The sequence below is a fragment of the Legionella lytica genome (assembly GCF_044626755.1).
Classification (GTDB): Bacteria; Pseudomonadota; Gammaproteobacteria; order Legionellales; family Legionellaceae; genus Legionella; species Legionella lytica_A.
The window spans coordinates 228,370-246,855 of the sequence record NZ_JBGORX010000003.1 but is presented as its reverse complement, the minus strand read 5'-3'; the positions used below and the strand labels follow the sequence as shown (position 1 = coordinate 246,855).

Genomic DNA, 18,486 nt, shown 5'->3' with positions numbered 1-18,486 from the left:
GAATGAGGATATAAACCTCATCCTTATACTTCGTAGCCCGTATTAAACGAAGTCCAATACGGGATGTTGTGACACATATCCGCGTATTAGACTGTGCCAATACGGGCTACGTTTTTCTGATGTTTAATACACAGTAGCCCGGTTGCAAGCAACCAGGCTACGAGTAAAGACAATCGGTAGAACTTAAAAGTCCTAGTTTGCAGCTTCTTGTTCAGCAACAATAGTTACATACTTACGATTTTTTTCGCCTTTAATTACGAATTTAACCAAGCCTTCAACTAAGGCAAATAAAGTATGATCACGACCAACGCCAACACCTGGACCTGCATGGAAACGAGTACCACGTTGTCTTACAAGAATCTCACCTGCATTAACAAACTGGCCACCATAGCGCTTCACACCAAGATATTTAGGATTCGAGTCGCGGCCGTTACGAGTACTACCACCTGCTTTTTTATGAGCCATTGCTATCCCCTCTTACTTGCTAATCGCAGTAATTTTAACTTGCGAATAATATTGTCTGTGCCCCATTTGTTTCATATGGTGCTTACGACGACGGAACTTGATGATTTTGACTTTCTTGTGACGGCCATGATCAAGTACTTCTGCTTTTACAATTGCTTTAGCAACAAATGGCGCACCGCAAACAATATTGTCACCATCAGCTAACATTAAAACTTCTTCGAATTTAATTTCGTTGCCAACATCGTCAGGCAGCAATTCGATTTTAAGTACATCGCCTTCCTTTACGGTGTATTGCTTACCGCCAGTTTTGATTACCGCATACATAATTTTTCTCCAATTCGCCTGATTGGCTATCACAAATTCAATAAAGTCGCATATTCTATGAAATTATGCCAACGACTTCAAGTGCAATTTCTATTTATGTTCATTTTAAAATATTGTATACTTTGCCACCCTTTCCAGATTTAACAGCAAAGTCTTTAAGGTACGCAATTATTTTGCAACCTTGAATATTTTGGCCAAGAGTTGAGAAATGTCAATAGATTCTTGGATCTGGTATTTAATCTGGTCGCGGATTAAGTAAGGGCCATTTAATTTTTGGAGCATATAATAATGTCAAATATTCTATTAGAAGCAGAAACAAGAACGGATATGGGGAAAGGTGCGAGCCGCCGCCTACGTCGTCTTGAAAATAAAGTTCCCGCAGTAATTTACGGCGGAGACAAAAAACCAATGTCTATTCTTTTCCCACACAACAAAGTAATCAAAGTATTAGAAGCAGAAAGTACTTATTCTAGTGTTTTTGATATTACTATTGATGGAAAAGTTGAACACGTAATTTTAAAAGCATTGCAACGCCATCCGTACAAGCCTGTAATCATGCATATGGACTTACAACGTGTTTCTAAGAAAGACGTTCTGGTTAAATTAGTACCTCTGCATTTTATCAATGAGCAAAAAGCTCCTGGTATCAAGGCTGGCGGTATGGTTAACCACACCATGACTCAAGTTGAAGTTCGTTGCCAAGCTAAAGACCTTCCAGAGTTCATCGAAGTGGATATGTCTAAAGTAGCACTTGATGATGTGGTGCATTTATCACATCTGAAGTTACCCAAAGGCGTAAACTTAACAGTTGATGTTAACGATGGTAGCCATGACGCTCCTGTTGTGAGTATTCATATGGCTCGTGTAGGCTCAACTGAAGAAGCAACCGAAGTTCCAGCATCTGCTGTACCTACTGTTGATTCAGAAGAGAAAGGTGAAGAGTAATTTTCCCTGTTATCAGAGTCAGGCATGCCTGACTCTGATTTACCTAAACCCCAAACACCCTAATCCTACCTACTCATCATGGCGATAAAACTTATCATTGGTTTACGTAATCCAGGTTCAGCTTATGAGCATACGCGTCATAATGCCGGTGGATGGCTTACAACAGCCCTAGCGCAACGACATAGTGCTACATTCAAAATAGAGAAAAAAATGCAGGCCGAGCTGGCTGAGCTCGAAGTGGATAAGCATTCCAGCAAATTGGTTTTACCCCTAACATTTATGAATCATAGTGGGCAACCGACACGATTAATCAGCCAATTTTACCGCATTCAACCGGAAGAAATACTAGTAGTTCATGATGAATTGGACTTAGCTACAGGACGAATTAAATTAAAAACCGGTGGTGGACATGGTGGACACAACGGTCTAAGAGATATTATTGCCCAAATCGGCAGCCCCAACTTCCATCGTTTACGTATTGGTATAGGCCATCCAGGGCATAAAGACTTAGTGCACCAATATGTACTCAATAAACCGTCCGCACAGGACAGACAACATATTTACGATGCAATCGATAGAGGGATCGCTGCGATGCCCTTACTTTTATCTGGAGATATTTCCAGAGCAATGAATCAATTAAACGCTTAACAGAGGTACTATTCATGGGATTTAAATGTGGGATCGTAGGCTTGCCTAACGTGGGTAAATCAACTCTTTTTAATGCCCTGACTAAGGCAGGTATTGAAGCAGCGAATTACCCCTTTTGCACCATTGAACCAAATGTGGGTATTGTGACTGTTCCCGATCCCCGTCTTGATGCCTTAAGTGAGATAGTTAAGCCGCAGCAAATACTTCCGACGACCATGCAATTTGTTGACATTGCGGGTATTGTAAAGGGTGCCTCTAAAGGTGAAGGTTTAGGAAATCAGTTTTTAGCCAATATTCGTGAAACCGATGCCATTGCTCATGTGGTCCGTTGCTTTGAAAATACCGACGTGATTCACGTAGAAGGTCGTGTTGATCCGCTAAGTGATATTGACGTAATTAACACAGAATTAGCATTAGCCGATATGGAAGCAGTTGAAAAAGCCATGCTTAAAGCAGGCAAGAACAGTCGTAGTGGCAATAAAGACGCTATTGCAGAAGTAAAAGCTCTAGAGAAAGTTAAAGCTCATTTAGATGAAGGGCATCCCGTACGCACTTTGGAATTAACTGCCGATGAAGAGTTAATTGCTCGTCGTTTATTTTTACTGACCGCAAAACCGGTTCTTTATATCGCCAATGTGAATGATGATGGTTATGAAAATAATCCACTATTGGATAAGGTACAAGAACTTGCCGCACGCGAAAATGCTAGTATTGTTGCCTTATGTGCAGCTACAGAATCTGAGTTAGTTGAGTTGGATGACGAAGATCGCAATGAATTTATGGAGAGTCTGGGCTTAAGTGAACCAGGTCTGCATAAAGTAATTCGTGCAGGTTATGATCTTTTAGGATTACAAACTTATTTTACTGCAGGCGTTAAAGAAGTAAGAGCTTGGACCATTCATAAAGGTGCAACAGCTCCGCAAGCAGCTGGGGTAATTCATACTGATTTTGAAAAGGGTTTTATTCGCGCTGAAGTAATTGCTTATAATGATTTTATTAGCTATCGTGGTGAACAAGGCGCCAAAGAAGCGGGCAAATTACGCCTGGAAGGTAAGGGATATGTTGTCTCTGATGGCGATGTAATGCATTTTCTCTTTAATGTGTAGCCCTGCTCACATTTAATTGATGAATTTTTGCTGGGCTGTTAGGCCTAAGGTCTCCTCAGGCCTGACAGTCCATCCTACTATTTTTTTCTGAAGTTGAACGCCATTACCTGAACGGATGCCTTGACAATTACCCGGTACAACTTTAGCATTTGCTGATTGAATGGTTGAGGAAAAACAATGACGATTGAGAGTATACGCGAAACAGTAATTGATGATTTTAACGCGGTCAATGCTTTAATTGTTAATAAAATTGAATCTCAGATAGGTTTAATTGATGATATGTCCCACCATGTTATTGAAAGTGGTGGCAAGCGACTACGTCCCCTTTTAGTGCTCTTAGCCAGCAATGCTTGCGGCTATCAAGGCCAGGATCATATTGCTTTGGCAGCGATGGTGGAATTCTTTCATACAGCCACTTTACTGCATGATGATGTTGTCGATGAATCTACGCTAAGAAGAGGGCGTGAAACCGCAAATAATATTTGGGGAAGTAAGGCAAGTATCTTAGTTGGTGATTATTTGTTTACTCAATCAATCCAATTAATGGTGGACTCAGGCAATCCGGCCATTTTGAAACTTTTTGCCAATACAGCATTAGATATTAGCTGTGGCGAGGTCAAACAATTATCAAATCGACATAACCCTGCCCTTACTTTTGATGAGTATTTCGAGGTGATTCGTGCAAAAACAGCCTTGTTATTTGCTGCTTCCTCCTGTATTGGTCCCATGTTAAGTGACGCATCTAAAGAAGTCCAAGACAGTATTTATGCTTATGGCTTACACTTAGGTAATGCCTTCCAACTAGTTGATGACGCGCTGGACTATTGCTCTGATGCCAAAACCATTGGTAAAAACATTGGTGATGATTTGGCAGATGGTAAAGCGACTCTACCATTAATTCATGCCCTAGAGCATGGTTCAGAGTTGCAAAAACAACAAATTATTGAGAGTTTGAAAAAGGGAAGTCTCGAGTTTTTACCGGAAATTCTGGTTGCACTGGAAGAAACGAAAGCCATCGAATATACCAAAAAGATTGCCGCAGAGGAAATTGACTCCGCCCTATCTCATTTAATGGTTTTACCGGAATCAAAATATAAAGAAGCTCTCGCTGAGCTCGCTAATTTCGCGTTACAACGAACTTATTAAAAAGCTTAACCTGGTTGCTTGCAACCAGGCTCCATCTAAAAGATTTTTAGATTATTTCGAGTCTATGCTCCCATCTTAATTCCCTGAGGCATCAGCAACTGAGCATTCAAATCCTGATGTGTTGCGCATAGGTCATTCTCAGAATTAGTGCCAGAAAAAAATAAAACACGGCCCGTACTTTTATAATGAACTGCATGAGCAGCACCCAAAGTTAAGCTGGCCAAGAAATTAGTAAGCATCATTAAAATAAGCCGCATCGCTTGCGATTGAGCGCATCGATCATGATGAAGTACATCATGGGTATAAGTATCTTTGGCGTTCTCCAATGAAGTAATTAAGCTCTGCGCATCCTCTTTCGTGGAATGCTCTAATTGATAATAATGCTGTAACGCCTGATAACATTCTGCCTGATATATAAGAGATGCTGTACTCGCTTTCTGGTATTTCTCTGAGGATGATTTTAAATTAACCAAGATGCGTTGATTTGCATCATGGACTTTTAACACCCCCGAACAAAATTTCTCATTCGATATAAGCCCTAAATAATCAGCAATATTCAGCCGAGCTTCCAAAAGAGCAAACACGGTCATTAATTGCTTGGCAGTTAAAACATTCTGTTGCATGAATTGCTGTAAACAAATTTCCGTACTCACCTTTGCAAGCAAATTAATGTGCTCATGCTCATGTAAATACGCAATCAAATGACTGCTTTTAATCCCCGCTTGATACAAAATATTTACTGCTCCCAAAAAGGAGCCAGGATTTTCAGGCTGGTATTGAGCAACAAGAATGTCCTCTAAACTCGTTAAATAAGTGACAACTCGCGTATAATATTGCCGACCAGCAAAGTTCGAGCAACGAGCTAATAAATAATGCATTGCCGTATATAACTCTAATAAATCAATGTCATCCAGCTCGCTTAACCCCGCGCTAATTTTGTTAAGTACTGCAAGTGTCATGATTTGATATTCAAAACTTAAGCGTTCACTTGTACGCGCATATACTAATAAAATGTCTGCTAATTGCTCTGCCTTGTATTGTTGGGAAATATAAATTTGTGACGCCAAAATGAGACAATCAATATGATCAGAGGCATCCGCACTAATACGATGATATTTTCCCACCCCTATTTTAGTAAAACTAAAATGACCAAAACTATCTCTTGGTTCAATAATATTGCGCGTAATATTATTAAATGAGGCATCCTGCGATGTAGTAAAATACAATTGCTCCAAATTAGTCAGCATATCTTTATGAGTGACAATCTCCTTGTTACTTAATAAAGAGGTAAGTAATAAATTTCTTAACAGCGCACCATTGCTAAAATGCTGTTGTTTTATCTCCTCAAGCGAACTCCCACAGATACTGCTAATAAAAGCTCCTATGCGCATATCCACATGCCGATTAAAGTCATCTTGGGAGTTTTGCTGCATCTGCCGAATCAATTCCTCCGCATAACTGTCTTTAGCACAAAGACCTAAGACACGGCCATATTGCGCTTGATCACTATGAATCAGACCAAATTTTTGATGACTTTCATGCAAAATGATTGAAAGCTGCCCCCTTTCTATTAATCCCTGAACTTCTGGTGCTAATTGTAAATTAGCGTACAAAGCCGTGGTCGCATCAACAATAAGGGTTAATGGTTTATCACGCTTTTTTCCAATCAATTTGCGCCTGATCAAATGATTAATATCTACCCCCGGAGTTAGACCATTTTTATTAACCATTGGGCCTGCAGAAATAATATAAATATCCGCATCCGACTCGGTTAGGTTCTTTTTGGTAATATGGGCAAACTCATAATAGCTCGGCATACATACTTTAATCTTAGGTTCTGCGCCGCTATCTGTTTTCATCTGGCAGGCTAATTGCATGGCTAAGGTATACGCATTGGTTCCTGATAATGCTGGAAACGCAACAAAATGCGCATTGGCGATGTGTTCTTCACTAAGAGCAAAAGAGCTCAGAAAGGTTTTTTTAGACTCACTAATAAATGCATTAAAACTGTGAGTTAGGGACTGCTCATCCGTCTGCTTTAATAAAGCTAAACTAATTTCATGGATAATCACATAAATACAGAATGCGTAGCGTGGATAATGATACTCATAAAAAATATGGGTTAACTCCAGCAACAAGCTAATTCGTTTTATGGCATCGGGGGGCATATCCGGCAAGGCCTGGACTAACTTAGCAAGATTCACAGCCAATAATCGCGTAGGATGTCGGCAACTGGCTGCAATCGCGTTTATTTTTTTACATACAAGACTTTCTAGCAACTCCTCTCTAGTTACCGGTAAATTATCAATGCCTGAAATTTCCGGGCTTATGAGCTCAGGATAAAGCTCTGCTCTAATATTTTGCGCAATTTCCCATGGAGAGGCAACCACACCGCAAGCCCGTACAATCTCTTTTACTTTAAGAATTTGACCAAAATTATATCGGGGAATCACAAGCAAACCGATACTATGATTCATATCCTTAATTAACTCTATGGGCGCTTTGAGCGGAGGAAAATGGGCCTTAATAATCTCCTCAATGGGAGTATTATTCAATAAGCTTACTGGCATGTACTCATTGACACTTTCAAGTTCTGGATCAATTGCAAACTGCAAGAGTAATTGTTTTAAGAACACTGCCGGTAAATCATCATCTCGATGATAATAGGCACGAATATGAATATAAGGATTTGCCGCCTTATATTTAGAGTTTGCTGGCAATTCGGCCGCATGACGTCCAAACATAATTCGAGACAATAAGCGCTGTTCATCATCTGGAGGCATCATGGATAAATAGGTGTTATAAGGGTCTTGGATAAATTTGAGATTGATTTGCCTTTTTCGCCACAGTCGCTGAATGTATTTAGCCGCATGTTCTTGTTGTAGTTCATCAAATTCTAAAATTAATGGCTCATCCTGGGGATCTTGCAGCGTTGACTCAGGCGATACCTCGGTATCAATACCCGATAAACTAATCTGCTGTTTTAAATAATTGCATAAAACTTGTAATGAACTCGTTGAATCAAAAAAATCATTCATAGTGCCATTGATGTTATTGTGCGTTAATTTTGAAGGAAATTACTTTAACAAGGATGCAGAAAAGAGGGAATATCATTTAATAATTAAAAATACGGGGGCCTAATTCATCCTCATAGCCAAAGTCATGCAAATCTTTTAGCCGATAAGTAAATAGTATCCCATCAAGATGATCACATTCATGCTGAATAATACGCGCATGAAAACCTTCGGCAATTCCTGTAATAAAATTACCCTCAGCATCATAGCCACTGTATTCAATTTTCTTATAGCGTGATACCAAACCTCGCAAACAAGGAAGACTTAAACACCCTTCCCAACCATCAACCATTTCTTCAGAAATGGGCTTATAAGAAGGATTAATCAAAACGGTAAAAGGGACAGGTTTTGCATTCGGATAACGTTTGCTCTTCTCAAATCCCAGCATGATAATTCGTTTGTTACAACCAAGTTGAGGCGCAGTAATCCCTACTCCACCCTTCTCCTCCATGGTATCACGCATATTTTGCAGTAAGGTTGCAATTTCCGGATGCGTATTGATTGGATCAAAATCAACAAGAGGTGTAGAACGAATGCCTAATTGTTTGCTACCCATTTTTACAATCGCTTGTGTTGACATGACTGGTTCCTGGGTTAATTGAGGAATTAACGGTTTTGAGTCGTACCTCAAAAGATGAATCTTTTTTTAATTATAGAGTTTAATTGTAGAAAAAAAAGAAAACCTTGGCAATAATTAATCAATTACGCGGCTTTTAATACGGGCTTCCGTACTGAAGCCCGTATTAGCACAGCCTAATCCGGGGGCAATTTTCTATGCCATGTGAATGCATTCCATACCACCTAAATAAGGTCGTAAAGCCATAGGGATATGAATGTTACCTTCTTTGTCCTGATAGTTTTCCATTAAGGCGACTAGGGTTCGACCGACAGCAAGACCAGAACCATTTAAGGTATGGACTGGTTCTATGTTACGTTCTTCGTTACGTCTATAACGCGCTTTCATCCGACGTGCCTGGAATGCTTCCATATTCGAACAAGAAGAGATTTCACGGTAGGTATCCTGACTTGGTAACCATACTTCGATGTCATAAGTTTTTGCAGCACTCGGCCCCATATCACCGGAACATAAGGTAACAACCCGATACGGTAATTCCAGACGTTGTAAAATTGTTTCTGCATGATTAACTAGCTTTTCCAAAGCAAGATAAGATTCTTCCGGTTTTGTTATCCAAACCAACTCAACTTTTTCAAATTGATGCTGGCGTATCATCCCTTTAGTATCTTTACCATAAGATCCCGCTTCACTACGAAAACAAGGGGTATGGCATGCGTATTGCATCGGCAACATATCCTCAGTAAGTAGCGTGTCACGAACTGTATTAGTTACCGGGATTTCCGCGGTTGGGATTAGATAATAACCTTGATCACCAGTTAACTTAAACAAATCCTCTTCAAACTTTGGTAATTGCCCGGTACCTAATAAACTGTCTGCATTGACAATATAAGGAACATAAATTTCCTGATAGCCATGATGCTGTGTATGCACATCCAACATGAATTGGATTAAGGCACGGTGTAGTCGGGCTAATTGATTACGCATGACGACAAAACGACTGCCAGTTAATTTAGCAGCCATTGCAAAATCCATTTGTCCTAAAGCTTCACCAAGCTCATCATGTGACTTCACGGTGAAATCAAAGCTGGGAACAGTTCCCCAGCGTCTCACTTCTACATTTTCGTGCTCATCGGCACCAACGGGTACTGATTCGTGGGGGATATTCGGCAAACGCAAAGCGATTGCTTCGATTTGTTGTAATAAATCATCGAGCTCTTGCTTTTTCTGCTCTAGCTCCGCACCAATGCGGTTAACCTCTTCGCGCATGGGCTCAATATCTTCACCACGAGCTTTGGCAATCCCAATCGCTTTGGAACGCGTGTTTCGTTCATTTTGCAAGGCTTGAGTGGCGACTTGCAGTTCTTTACGCTGTTCATCCAAAGCTGTAAAGGAGCTGATATCAAATTGAAAACCACGCTTTAACAACTGGGAAGCAACGAATTGAGGGTCATCTCGTAATAATTGAATGTCTAACATAGGCTGTCACTCTAACTTATGATTTTGTTAAGAGTCAGCCACACTCCGTGATGCCGCGGACAAGCTGCGGCATCCAGGCAATTATAAGGCTGACTTTTACACTGGTTTGTATCAAATCCGGTTTGATATATCCGCCCACTCAGCAACGAAGCGGGTAGTCTTTAGCTTATCGTACAATACCACGTGTTGAGCGATTTAATAAATCGATCATAGGAATTACTTCTGGGCATTCGTTCTGCATCAGCTCCAGCTCCGCAATCGATTGCTGTACGGTGAGCCCTTTGCGAAAAATTACTTTATAAGCACGACGTAGCGAATTAATTGCTTCGGAAGAAAACCCGCGTCGACGCAAGCCTACTGTATTAATGCCATAGACTGAAGGAGCATATCCGGCAACCATAATATAGGGAAGCACATCTTTAGACACATAAGTAGCTCGAGCAATAAAGGAATAAGCACCTACATGGCAAAACTGATGTACTGCAGCATAACCACCAATAATGGCATAATCATCAATTGTTACATGTCCTGATAACGCGCCATAACTAATAAGAATGATGTTATTGCCTAACATACAATCATGGCCAACATGGGTATAAGCCATTAAGAAGTTATCATTACCAATACGTGTCACCCCACCGCCTTTGACGGTACCACGGTTGATCATACAATATTCGCGAATGATATTATTATCACCGATTTCCAAGCGTGTAGCTTCACCTTTATAAGTAACGTCTTGTGGTTCATCACCTAAGGAGGCGAATTGAAAAATTTTATTATTTTTACCAATGGTCGTTGGACCTTTAAGCACTGCATAAGGACCTATCCAGGTATTCTCACCGATTTCAACATCTGCACCAATTACTGCGCCAGGGCTTACTGTTACACCTTTCGCTAGTTTAGCAGATGGGTGAATTATTGCTCTTTCATCTATCACTTTTGAATTTCCTTTGCTGCACTTAATAAATCCGCAGAACAGGCCAGTTTATCGCCTACATAAGCTTCGCCATGCATACGCCAAAACGCTTTTTTCCTTCCTAAGAATTTTACTTCCAAGCGCAACTGATCTCCCGGAGTCACTACATGTTTAAATTTTGCATTATCAATACCTGCAAAAAAATGCAATACATTTTCCTCATGAGTATGGGATACCGCAGCTAAAATTCCACTCGCTTGCGCTAATGCTTCGAGCATTAACACACCTGGCATTACTGGATTTTCGGGGAAATGACCCGTAAAAAAGTTCTCATTAACCGTAACGTTTTTTATCGCAGTCAAATAATCAAAAACTTTGTAATCTAATACCCTATCAACCAACATCATTGGGTAACGGTGAGGCAACAAATTAAAAATTTGTTTGATATCCAATATAGATTCACTCATTATTATTTCCTGTCTTAGTATCAGGTTTGGGTATGACTGAACATTACGTCCAATTACACCTTTTGGGCTTCTTAAAAGAGCCGTCATTATCCTGCTTTAATCAGTCCAAAGCAATTATTAATATTAGAGTTGGTTTATATTTCTACTATTTTGCGCTAAATGATGGCCAATTAAGTGCTCAATTTCTTTTCAAGAGCGCCCAATCTATTGATATAATCATCCAAGCGACGAAATCGTGCTGCATTACGTCGCCAGCGCTTATGTTCATGTACTAGAGTACCCGAGGAATAAATACCTGGCTTAGCAATAGATTTGCTTACCGTTGACATGCCGGTAATCACCACATCCGCAGCCAAATGCACATAAGCCGCAATGCTGCTCGCCCCACCAATAATGCAATCAGCCTCTATTTGCGCATAAGCACCAATTGCCGCACATCCAGCAATCACGGTATTTTTACCAATCACAACATCATGAGCAATCTGTACCAAGTTATCAACACAGACTCCCTCATCTAAATAAGTATCTCCCAGGGTGCCACGATCAATTACCGTATTCGCCCCCAGATGTACTTTATCTGCCAGAATCACGCCTCCAACAACCGGGTCTTGCACCCAGGAACCATGTTGTTTTACATAGTTAAAGGGCGAGGCTCCCACGATTGCTCCAGAGTTAATAACTACCTGCGCGCCCATTTGAGTCCCTGTATGGAGCACCGTATTATTGGCAATCAGGCTGTTTTTACCAATGCGCACATCCGCTTCAATCACGCTATGTGCACCGATAACCACGCCCTCAGCAAGCTGTACACCTGCACCAATAACGCAATAGGGTCCTACGCTAACATCTTGTCCTAATTGGGCGCTAGGATGAATTTCTGCGCTTGCCGCAATTTCTGCTGTCCGTGATGGTTGTTGCGATAAATATTGTGTGGCTTTGATCATCGCCTGTAAGGGGTTGTTCACAATAATGGCATTGCCGGAATAGGCGGGATGATGCTCTGCCTTAAGTAATACGGCACCTGCTGCCGTATTACTTAAGGCTTGAGCAAATAGAGGATTGTCATAATAGGCCAAATCCTGAGTCCCTGCTCGGCTCAGTGAAGCCAAAGAAAAAATGGCGTGATTGGCATCACCGTGCCACACGCCATCTAAATACTTAGCTAATTGGGCTAAAGTTAGCAACTTTATCGCGCCGAATTAGTTAATTGCTTTAACAACTTTATCAGTTACATCAAGAGTATCAGAACTGAAAGGCGCTGCATCTTTTTGTACGATTAGGTCATATTTTCCGTCTTTAGCAACCTTAGAAATTGCTGCACGAACTTTAGTATATAGACCTTCCATCGCTTCATTGTTTGCAGTGCTTAATTCTTGTTGGTATTGTTGACCATCACGCTCGAATTGTTGTTGCGCAGTAATAATTTTTCTTTCCAGATCTTTCTTCTGAGTTGCGCCCATTATTGCGTTATCACGCTTAAATTTTTCCATATCAGCTTTCAAGCTAGCTTCCATAGCAACTAACTTGTCACGACGTGGTTTGAATTCTTTTTCCAACTTTTGTTGGACATCTTTCATTTGACTGGAAGTCTGCATGATTTTTTGTAAATCAACCACGCCAATCTTTGCTGCATCAGCGAATGCACTAGCACAGAATACGCTCAAAACAAAGGCTAAAACGCCACCAAACCGCTTCATAAGCTCTCTCCTAAATTAAAGACCAAGATGCTAGCACAATTCGAAATGGGTTGCGATATGTACCCAAGATGAGATTGAAAATATTTTTCAGGATAGGCAAGCGGGGACTGTTAAGCCCCGCCTACCTCTGTATGGGATTAGAATCCAGAAGACAATGCAAACTGGAACAACTGTTGTTGGTCGAAACGTTGCGGATTCAATGCTTTCGCTACGCTAAATGCTAATGGACCAAATGGAGAGCGCCACTCTACCGATACCCCCGCTGAATAACGAATTGGACCGGCATCATAACCCGTGAATATTGGTGCAGTATTGTATGCAAAGACGTTACCCGCATCGGCAAAGATGGTGGTTCTGACGTTATCACGACTTAAAGGATAAGGTAAAATAAGACCAGCACTTGCGCTCGCCAAGAAGTTACCTCCCATAGAGTTATGGATATTATCCAATGGACCTAACGAGAAACTGTCATAACCACGAACCTGTCCTGGTTGCGCTGTACCCCCTGCATAATAGTTCTCGAAGAATGGTAAGCCTCTGTTGTTAAACATGTTTCCATAACCCGCAAAGCCTTGCAGGGAGAAAATCCATCCACGCATAATTGGCTGGTAAAGGCGCGCTTGATAAGAACCCTTATAATAAGATAACGAGTTCGAACTCGCAGGTAATGCCACTACTGCTGTAAGCTGTTGGTTCATACCACGGGTTGGGTATGGGAACTGATCATAGCTGTTTCTCGCCCAACCCGAAGACAAACGAATCTCCTGGAAATGACGGCCGTATTCTGTTACAAAATTCTGAATAGGAATAACATAGCCTACGCTTTTAATTTCTACGTCCTGATAACCATAACCTAATTGGAAACTACTTGCTTCACCTAAGGGGAAGTTATAATTCACATCACCACCAAAGCGGTTAGAACTGTAGGTACTCACGTTTAAATTTCTTGGGTCAACGCGGGCGAAATAAAGATTTACGCCTCGTCCAATCCCGGTATCAGTGAAAAATGGATTGTAGTAGCTAACATTGTAATCTTGCCCCCATTTACTGGAAGTGAATGCAGCCCCCATTGAACGACCAGTACCCATAAAGTTATGCTGGTTAATTGACGCATTAACTTGATAACCGTTGGTACCATAACCAATCGAGGCACTGGCTTCTGCCGAGGGAGCCTCTTCCACTTGCACGTCCATGTCCACTTGGTTATTCGCTCCAGGAACAGGAGTTGTTTTCACATCCACATTTTTCAAATAACCCAACAAGCGCAATTGGCGCTCAGATTCTTTAATATTATGTAATGACAGCAACCCACCTTCATCCTGGCGAATCACACTGCGTAGGACGTAATCACTGGTTTTCGTGTTGCCATGAAACTTAATGCGACGTACATAAACATGACGTCCTGGTTCAACTACGAAGGTAATAAATACGCTTTTATCTTTTTCATCTAATTGTGGTTCAGCATTAATCGCTGGGAAACCATAGCCCACATCCCCCAAAGCCAAACCAATTGCAGAAATTGATTCGGTTACCTTCTTACGAGAAAACACCGCCCCCTTACGCACTTGAATCAAGGAGTCAATTTTTTCTTTGGGCACTACCGTCTTTCCGACTACTTTATAGCCAGCAAAGCGGTATTGAGGGCCTTCATCAACATGAATGTTAATAAATACATCTTTTCTATCTGGCGATAATAAAACCTGGGAAGAAACAATATTAAACTTCAAATACCCACGATCCAAATAATAAGAGCGTAGCGCCTCTAATGAAGCGTCCATATTAGCTTTCGAGTATTGGTCTTTTTTCGTAAAATAAGTAAATAAATTCGAGGTAGATAATGACAGCTCAGGTAATAATTCACTGTCTTTAAAATCATGGTTACCGATGATTTTAATTTTCTTAATTCGCGATACGCGTCCTTCGGAAACCGTAATATTAATCCCCACACGATTCTCAGTCAGTTGCGTTACCCGAGTTTCAATACGCGAATTATATTTTCCTCTGGCGGTATAAGCTTTCTTTAATTCTTTTTCTAAACGTTCTAAGGTCGAGGATTGAAACACACGGCCTTTTACTAATCCCATTTCCTTAAGAAATTCTTTCATCTTTTCGGCAGGGATTTCTTTATTTCCCGTAATATTAATGGCCCCAATCGTTGCACGTTCAATCACATTAACAACGAGAGTATTACCTTGACGTTCTAGAGATACAGATTGAAAAAAACCAGTGTCGTAAAGAGCGCGAATAATTTCACCGGTTGAACTGGAGTTAACTTCTTCCCCCACTTGCACAGGAATATAGTTTAATACGGTTCCAGTAGAAACCCGTTGCAAACCAGTAACCTTAATACTGCGAACAACAAACCCTTCATCTGCCATTGTTTGTGTAGACCAAGCCAAAAGCGTTGAACAACAAACCCCTACTAAAAACTTACTACTGATCTTTTTCATTATTATTTTACGTCCAGTTTTTTACCTCGCTAACCACTAAATGCGCTTTTTAGCAAAGACTAAAATGGCAATTTATGGCGATGCGAAGCAGGCATGTGATTCTGGATATAAAAAATATCCAGATACATTAAATTTTGAAGCACTTTTTATCGGAAGTAGAAACTACTGTCAAGCTTCTATTTGCCGCTAACCCGTCAATCTTGATAAATCATTCGTTAACGCGATAAACATCAACGCCGCCAACAATAACAAGCCTACATAGGCCCCAGCTGACTTTAAGCTATCGGATACGGGCTTACCTCGGATAACTTCGAGAACATAATACAGCAAATGCCCTCCATCAAGCATAGGGATGGGTAATAAATTTAAAGCGCCTAAGCTAATGCTTACCAAAGCTAAGAAAAATAGATACGTAGCTAAACCACCTCGTCCGGAATCTCCTGCCCCTTGAGCGATTCCCACAGGACCACTGATGCTATTTAAGCCTAATTTACCAGTAACTAAACGTCCCATTAAAATAAAGGTGGTGCCAGTTAACTGAGCTGTTTGTTTTAAGGCGATATTTAATGCGGCAAGCGGTTGTTCGCGCTCCATACGTAACCAGCGCTCTGGCCATTTAACCTTTTGCGAACGCACACCCAAGAAGCCTTCAACTTTTCCTTTATTATCATGGCTACCCACATGCACGCTAAGGTTTTGTATTGTGCCGTTGCGATTAATTTGTAAGGCTATTTGCTCATCCGGACGTGCCTGCACGTATTCAACTAAAAATAACCAATCATTAAAGGGTTTACCATCCACGGTCAAAACCTTATCGCCGGTTTTCAATCCCGCCTTATCTGCAGGAGAGTCTGGAATCACTTCACCAACAATCGGAGGAATCGATGGAATAAAAGGTTCTATTCCTAAACTTTTTAGCGGATCAGGCTTTTTATCATCCAGAACCCAATTGGCTAAAGGTAAGGAAATTTGGCTCTGTTGCCCATTTTCTAAAGATTTGACAACAAGGTGCACCGTTTCATTAGAACCCACCATTGGCATCAGGGCGTATTGAAAATCCCGCCAACTATTTATCTTGGCATCATTTAAGGAAATGATCTCCTCTTTTGCCTTAAGCCCCGCCTCTGCAGCAATACTGCCTGGACGTACCCCGTCAATCATAGGCGCCAGAGAGGGCATGCCAATAACCAAAACCAACCACAAGGCAAAAAAAGCAAAAATGAAGTTAAACATCGGGCCAGCAAGCACAATAGCAATACGCTTCCAAACCGATTGATTATTAAAGGCTAAATGGCGCTCGTTTTCTGGCACCTCGCCTTCAGACTCATCCAACATTTTGACATACCCGCCAAAAGGAAAAAGAGACCAGGCATACTCCGTTCCCTTTTTATCTGTCCAGCTTGCCAAAATCTTGCCAAAACCAAAAGAAAAGCGCAGTACCTTTACTCCACACCACCGCGCAACTTGAAAATGACCATATTCATGGATAGTAACCAATAACAATAAGGCCAATAAAAAATACAGCAACGTTAAAAGCATGACGCTACCCCACCGTTAAGCCAAAGTAAAAGACAGGGAGAGCAGCAATTAAACTATCCAGGCGATCTAAAATACCACCGTGGCCAGGAATCAGCGTTCCGGTATCCTTTAAATGACAGCGCCGCTTGAGAATACTGATAAACAAATCGCCGAAAATTGAAATAATTACCGTGCAAAAAGCTAAAAATAACCAGTACCCCATAGCAACGGGATGAAAATACATACTGCCAACCCCTGCTATAATCATAGACAAAATTAAACCACCTAGCACGCCCTCCCAGGATTTTCCTGGGCTAACTTGAGGAATCAGCTTATTTTTACCCATCAATTTCCCACTCAAATAAGCGCCAATATCAGAAGCCCAAATCAAGAACAGTAAATACACAAACAGCGCCTTTCCCTTTGGCAAATGGTATAAATGAACCAGGCTTTGAACAAATAAAGGTAGAAGCACGATACAAGCAGCAGCAACCACGGCAGGATAGCCCCAGTATTCCTGAGACTTAGGAAAAGTAACAATCGCGGCAATATTAAAAACCCAGAGAACTAACCCTAATCCAAGCCAAAAAGAAAATAGCTGACCACATACCCATAATGCCAAGAGCATTACAGCAAGAAAGCCGATTTGCATGCCTAAATTTTGTAAGGGAATTAACTGAAAAGCCTCTCTGCCTGCAGCTAAAAAAATCAAGATGACAATACTTGCCAATAGCCAAGGTGGGCCATAGAAGATAATAAATAAAACCAAGGGCACTAAAATTAAGGAGGTAATTAATCGTTGTAAAAACATAAGACTGCCCTCTATAAGTAATTTAATGCATGCTCTTAGCTCCGGGTCATTAACGGTTGACCGACAGGCTGCATGCATTAGTTCAATTAGTAATTTGGCCGAAACGCCTTTTTCTTTTGCTAAATGAAGCTAAAGCTTTTTCTAGTTCTTCCTCACCAAAATCCGGCCAATGTACATCTGTAAAATAAAGCTCGGTATAGGCAAGCTGCCAAAGAAAGAAATTACTGATGCGTAATTCGCCACTAGTGCGAATGAATAAATCAGGATCCGGTAAATTCACCATATCCAAATAACTGGCAAAACGAGCCTCATCAAGTTCATCAAGGCTCAACTCACCTTGAGCAATTGCTTGTGCCGCTTTTTTCGCTGCGGTAACCAAATCCCATTTGCCACCGTAGTTAACCACAATATTCAGCGTTAATTGCGCATTATCTGCAGTCACAGATTCCGCCTCGCGCATTTGTTGTTGCAGTGAGGGAGACAATAAACTACGGTCTCCGGTAAAACACATGCGCACACCATTCTGATTCAACTCGCTAAGTTCTCGCCGTAAAGACTCTATAAATAGCTCCATTAAAAAAGAAACCTCTTCCATGGGGCGCGCCCAGTTCTCAGAGCTAAATGCAAATAAACTTAAACAGGCAACTTTTTTTTCCATGCATGCGCGAATCATTTTGCGTACGGAGTCAACTCCCGCCTTATGACCCTCGATGCGTGGCAAACCTTGATTTTCAGCCCAACGTCCATTCCCATCCATCACGATGGCAATGTGTTGAGGAATTTTTTGTTCCAAAACGACTCTTCCAACCTTACAAAATGTGCATAGTCTAACCTTTTTAACATCAAATTTTAAGAGTTATTCCACG

At 41.1% G+C, this 18,486-nt stretch carries 17 protein-coding genes; 4 read left to right on the top strand and 13 right to left on the bottom strand.

Going from position 1 to position 18,486, the window contains the following annotated elements:
* Positions 1–192: 192 nt before the first annotated feature.
* On the bottom strand, positions 193–465 hold the full coding sequence (rpmA, locus tag ACD661_RS10820; RefSeq protein WP_347574348.1) for a 50S ribosomal protein L27: 273 nt from the start codon (positions 463–465) through the stop codon (positions 193–195).
* Positions 466–477: 12 nt separating this feature from the next.
* The gene (gene rplU, locus ACD661_RS10815) at positions 478–789 is read right to left on the bottom strand and encodes a 50S ribosomal protein L21 (RefSeq protein ID WP_400187868.1); all 312 of its coding nucleotides are present in this window, start codon (positions 787–789) and stop codon (positions 478–480) included.
* A gap of 288 nt (positions 790–1,077) precedes the next feature.
* Between rplU and ACD661_RS10810 the strand changes: the two genes are divergently transcribed.
* From ACD661_RS10810 to ACD661_RS10795, 4 genes are all read left to right on the top strand, one after another.
* A complete protein-coding gene (locus tag ACD661_RS10810) occupies positions 1,078–1,734 on the top strand; it encodes a 50S ribosomal protein L25/general stress protein Ctc (protein WP_400187867.1) in 657 nt (218 codons plus the stop codon).
* 78 nt (positions 1,735–1,812) lie between these two features.
* Positions 1,813–2,382, top strand: a complete 570-nt coding sequence (gene pth / locus ACD661_RS10805) for an aminoacyl-tRNA hydrolase (RefSeq protein ID WP_400187866.1) — start codon at positions 1,813–1,815, stop codon at positions 2,380–2,382.
* A 14-nt stretch (positions 2,383–2,396) separates the two neighbouring features.
* Entirely contained in the window at positions 2,397–3,488 is a 1,092-nt protein-coding gene (gene ychF / locus ACD661_RS10800) for a redox-regulated ATPase YchF (RefSeq protein WP_400187865.1), read from the top strand.
* 177 nt (positions 3,489–3,665) lie between these two features.
* Positions 3,666–4,634 carry a polyprenyl synthetase family protein gene (locus ACD661_RS10795; protein WP_400187864.1) on the top strand — a complete coding sequence of 323 codons (969 nt, stop codon included), beginning with the start codon at positions 3,666–3,668 and terminating at the stop codon, positions 4,632–4,634.
* 62 nt (positions 4,635–4,696) lie between these two features.
* On the opposite strand, the gene ACD661_RS10790 is transcribed toward ACD661_RS10795, so the two are convergent.
* The 11 genes from ACD661_RS10790 to uppS all read right to left on the bottom strand — a co-directional run bounded on the left by ACD661_RS10790 (position 4,697) and on the right by uppS (position 18,413).
* Positions 4,697–7,672 carry a hypothetical protein gene (locus tag ACD661_RS10790; RefSeq protein ID WP_400187863.1) on the bottom strand — a complete coding sequence of 992 codons (2,976 nt, stop codon included), beginning with the start codon at positions 7,670–7,672 and terminating at the stop codon, positions 4,697–4,699.
* Positions 7,673–7,748: 76 nt separating this feature from the next.
* Entirely contained in the window at positions 7,749–8,288 is a 540-nt protein-coding gene (def, locus tag ACD661_RS10785) for a peptide deformylase (RefSeq protein WP_400187862.1), read from the bottom strand.
* 192 nt (positions 8,289–8,480) lie between these two features.
* On the bottom strand, positions 8,481–9,761 hold the full coding sequence (serS, locus tag ACD661_RS10780; RefSeq protein ID WP_400187861.1) for a serine--tRNA ligase: 1,281 nt from the start codon (positions 9,759–9,761) through the stop codon (positions 8,481–8,483).
* 166 nt (positions 9,762–9,927) lie between these two features.
* On the bottom strand, positions 9,928–10,698 hold the full coding sequence (gene lpxA / locus ACD661_RS10775) for an acyl-ACP--UDP-N-acetylglucosamine O-acyltransferase (protein ID WP_400187860.1): 771 nt from the start codon (positions 10,696–10,698) through the stop codon (positions 9,928–9,930).
* Positions 10,695–11,144 carry a 3-hydroxyacyl-ACP dehydratase FabZ gene (gene fabZ, locus ACD661_RS10770; protein WP_400187859.1) on the bottom strand — a complete coding sequence of 150 codons (450 nt, stop codon included), beginning with the start codon at positions 11,142–11,144 and terminating at the stop codon, positions 10,695–10,697. The genes lpxA and fabZ overlap by 4 nt, the downstream gene beginning before the upstream one ends.
* A 170-nt stretch (positions 11,145–11,314) precedes the next feature.
* Positions 11,315–12,328, bottom strand: a complete 1,014-nt coding sequence (gene lpxD, locus ACD661_RS10765; protein WP_400187858.1) for a UDP-3-O-(3-hydroxymyristoyl)glucosamine N-acyltransferase — start codon at positions 12,326–12,328, stop codon at positions 11,315–11,317.
* A 15-nt stretch (positions 12,329–12,343) separates the two neighbouring features.
* The gene (locus ACD661_RS10760; protein ID WP_400187857.1) at positions 12,344–12,841 is read right to left on the bottom strand and encodes an OmpH/Skp family outer membrane protein; all 498 of its coding nucleotides are present in this window, start codon (positions 12,839–12,841) and stop codon (positions 12,344–12,346) included.
* Positions 12,842–12,978: 137 nt separating this feature from the next.
* Positions 12,979–15,291: an outer membrane protein assembly factor BamA gene (gene bamA / locus ACD661_RS10755; protein WP_400187856.1), complete on the bottom strand. Its 2,313-nt coding sequence runs from the start codon at positions 15,289–15,291 to the stop codon at positions 12,979–12,981.
* A 186-nt stretch (positions 15,292–15,477) separates the two neighbouring features.
* Positions 15,478–16,830: an RIP metalloprotease RseP gene (gene rseP, locus ACD661_RS10750; protein WP_400187855.1), complete on the bottom strand. Its 1,353-nt coding sequence runs from the start codon at positions 16,828–16,830 to the stop codon at positions 15,478–15,480.
* Positions 16,831–16,834: 4 nt separating this feature from the next.
* Positions 16,835–17,620 carry a phosphatidate cytidylyltransferase gene (locus ACD661_RS10745; RefSeq protein ID WP_400187854.1) on the bottom strand — a complete coding sequence of 262 codons (786 nt, stop codon included), beginning with the start codon at positions 17,618–17,620 and terminating at the stop codon, positions 16,835–16,837.
* An 82-nt stretch (positions 17,621–17,702) separates the two neighbouring features.
* Positions 17,703–18,413: a polyprenyl diphosphate synthase gene (uppS, locus tag ACD661_RS10740; protein WP_400187853.1), complete on the bottom strand. Its 711-nt coding sequence runs from the start codon at positions 18,411–18,413 to the stop codon at positions 17,703–17,705.
* Between the last annotated feature and the right edge of the window lie 73 nt (positions 18,414–18,486).

Bases quoted from the DNA above. Each gene is read 5' to 3' on its own strand.
- rpmA (WP_347574348.1), bottom strand. From the start codon at position 465: ATGGCTCATAAAAAAGCAGGTGGTAGTACTCGTAACGGCCGCGACTCG.
- rplU (WP_400187868.1), bottom strand. From the start codon at position 789: ATGTATGCGGTAATCAAAACTGGCGGTAAGCAATACACCGTAAAGGAA.
- ACD661_RS10810 (WP_400187867.1), top strand. From the start codon at position 1,078: ATGTCAAATATTCTATTAGAAGCAGAAACAAGAACGGATATGGGGAAA.
- pth (WP_400187866.1), top strand. From the start codon at position 1,813: ATGGCGATAAAACTTATCATTGGTTTACGTAATCCAGGTTCAGCTTAT.
- ychF (WP_400187865.1), top strand. From the start codon at position 2,397: ATGGGATTTAAATGTGGGATCGTAGGCTTGCCTAACGTGGGTAAATCA.
- ACD661_RS10795 (WP_400187864.1), top strand. From the start codon at position 3,666: ATGACGATTGAGAGTATACGCGAAACAGTAATTGATGATTTTAACGCG.
- ACD661_RS10790 (WP_400187863.1), bottom strand. From the start codon at position 7,672: ATGAATGATTTTTTTGATTCAACGAGTTCATTACAAGTTTTATGCAAT.
- def (WP_400187862.1), bottom strand. From the start codon at position 8,288: ATGTCAACACAAGCGATTGTAAAAATGGGTAGCAAACAATTAGGCATT.
- serS (WP_400187861.1), bottom strand. From the start codon at position 9,761: ATGTTAGACATTCAATTATTACGAGATGACCCTCAATTCGTTGCTTCC.
- fabZ (WP_400187859.1), bottom strand. From the start codon at position 11,144: ATGAGTGAATCTATATTGGATATCAAACAAATTTTTAATTTGTTGCCT.
- ACD661_RS10760 (WP_400187857.1), bottom strand. From the start codon at position 12,841: ATGAAGCGGTTTGGTGGCGTTTTAGCCTTTGTTTTGAGCGTATTCTGT.
- bamA (WP_400187856.1), bottom strand. From the start codon at position 15,291: ATGAAAAAGATCAGTAGTAAGTTTTTAGTAGGGGTTTGTTGTTCAACG.
- rseP (WP_400187855.1), bottom strand. From the start codon at position 16,830: ATGCTTTTAACGTTGCTGTATTTTTTATTGGCCTTATTGTTATTGGTT.
- ACD661_RS10745 (WP_400187854.1), bottom strand. From the start codon at position 17,620: ATGTTTTTACAACGATTAATTACCTCCTTAATTTTAGTGCCCTTGGTT.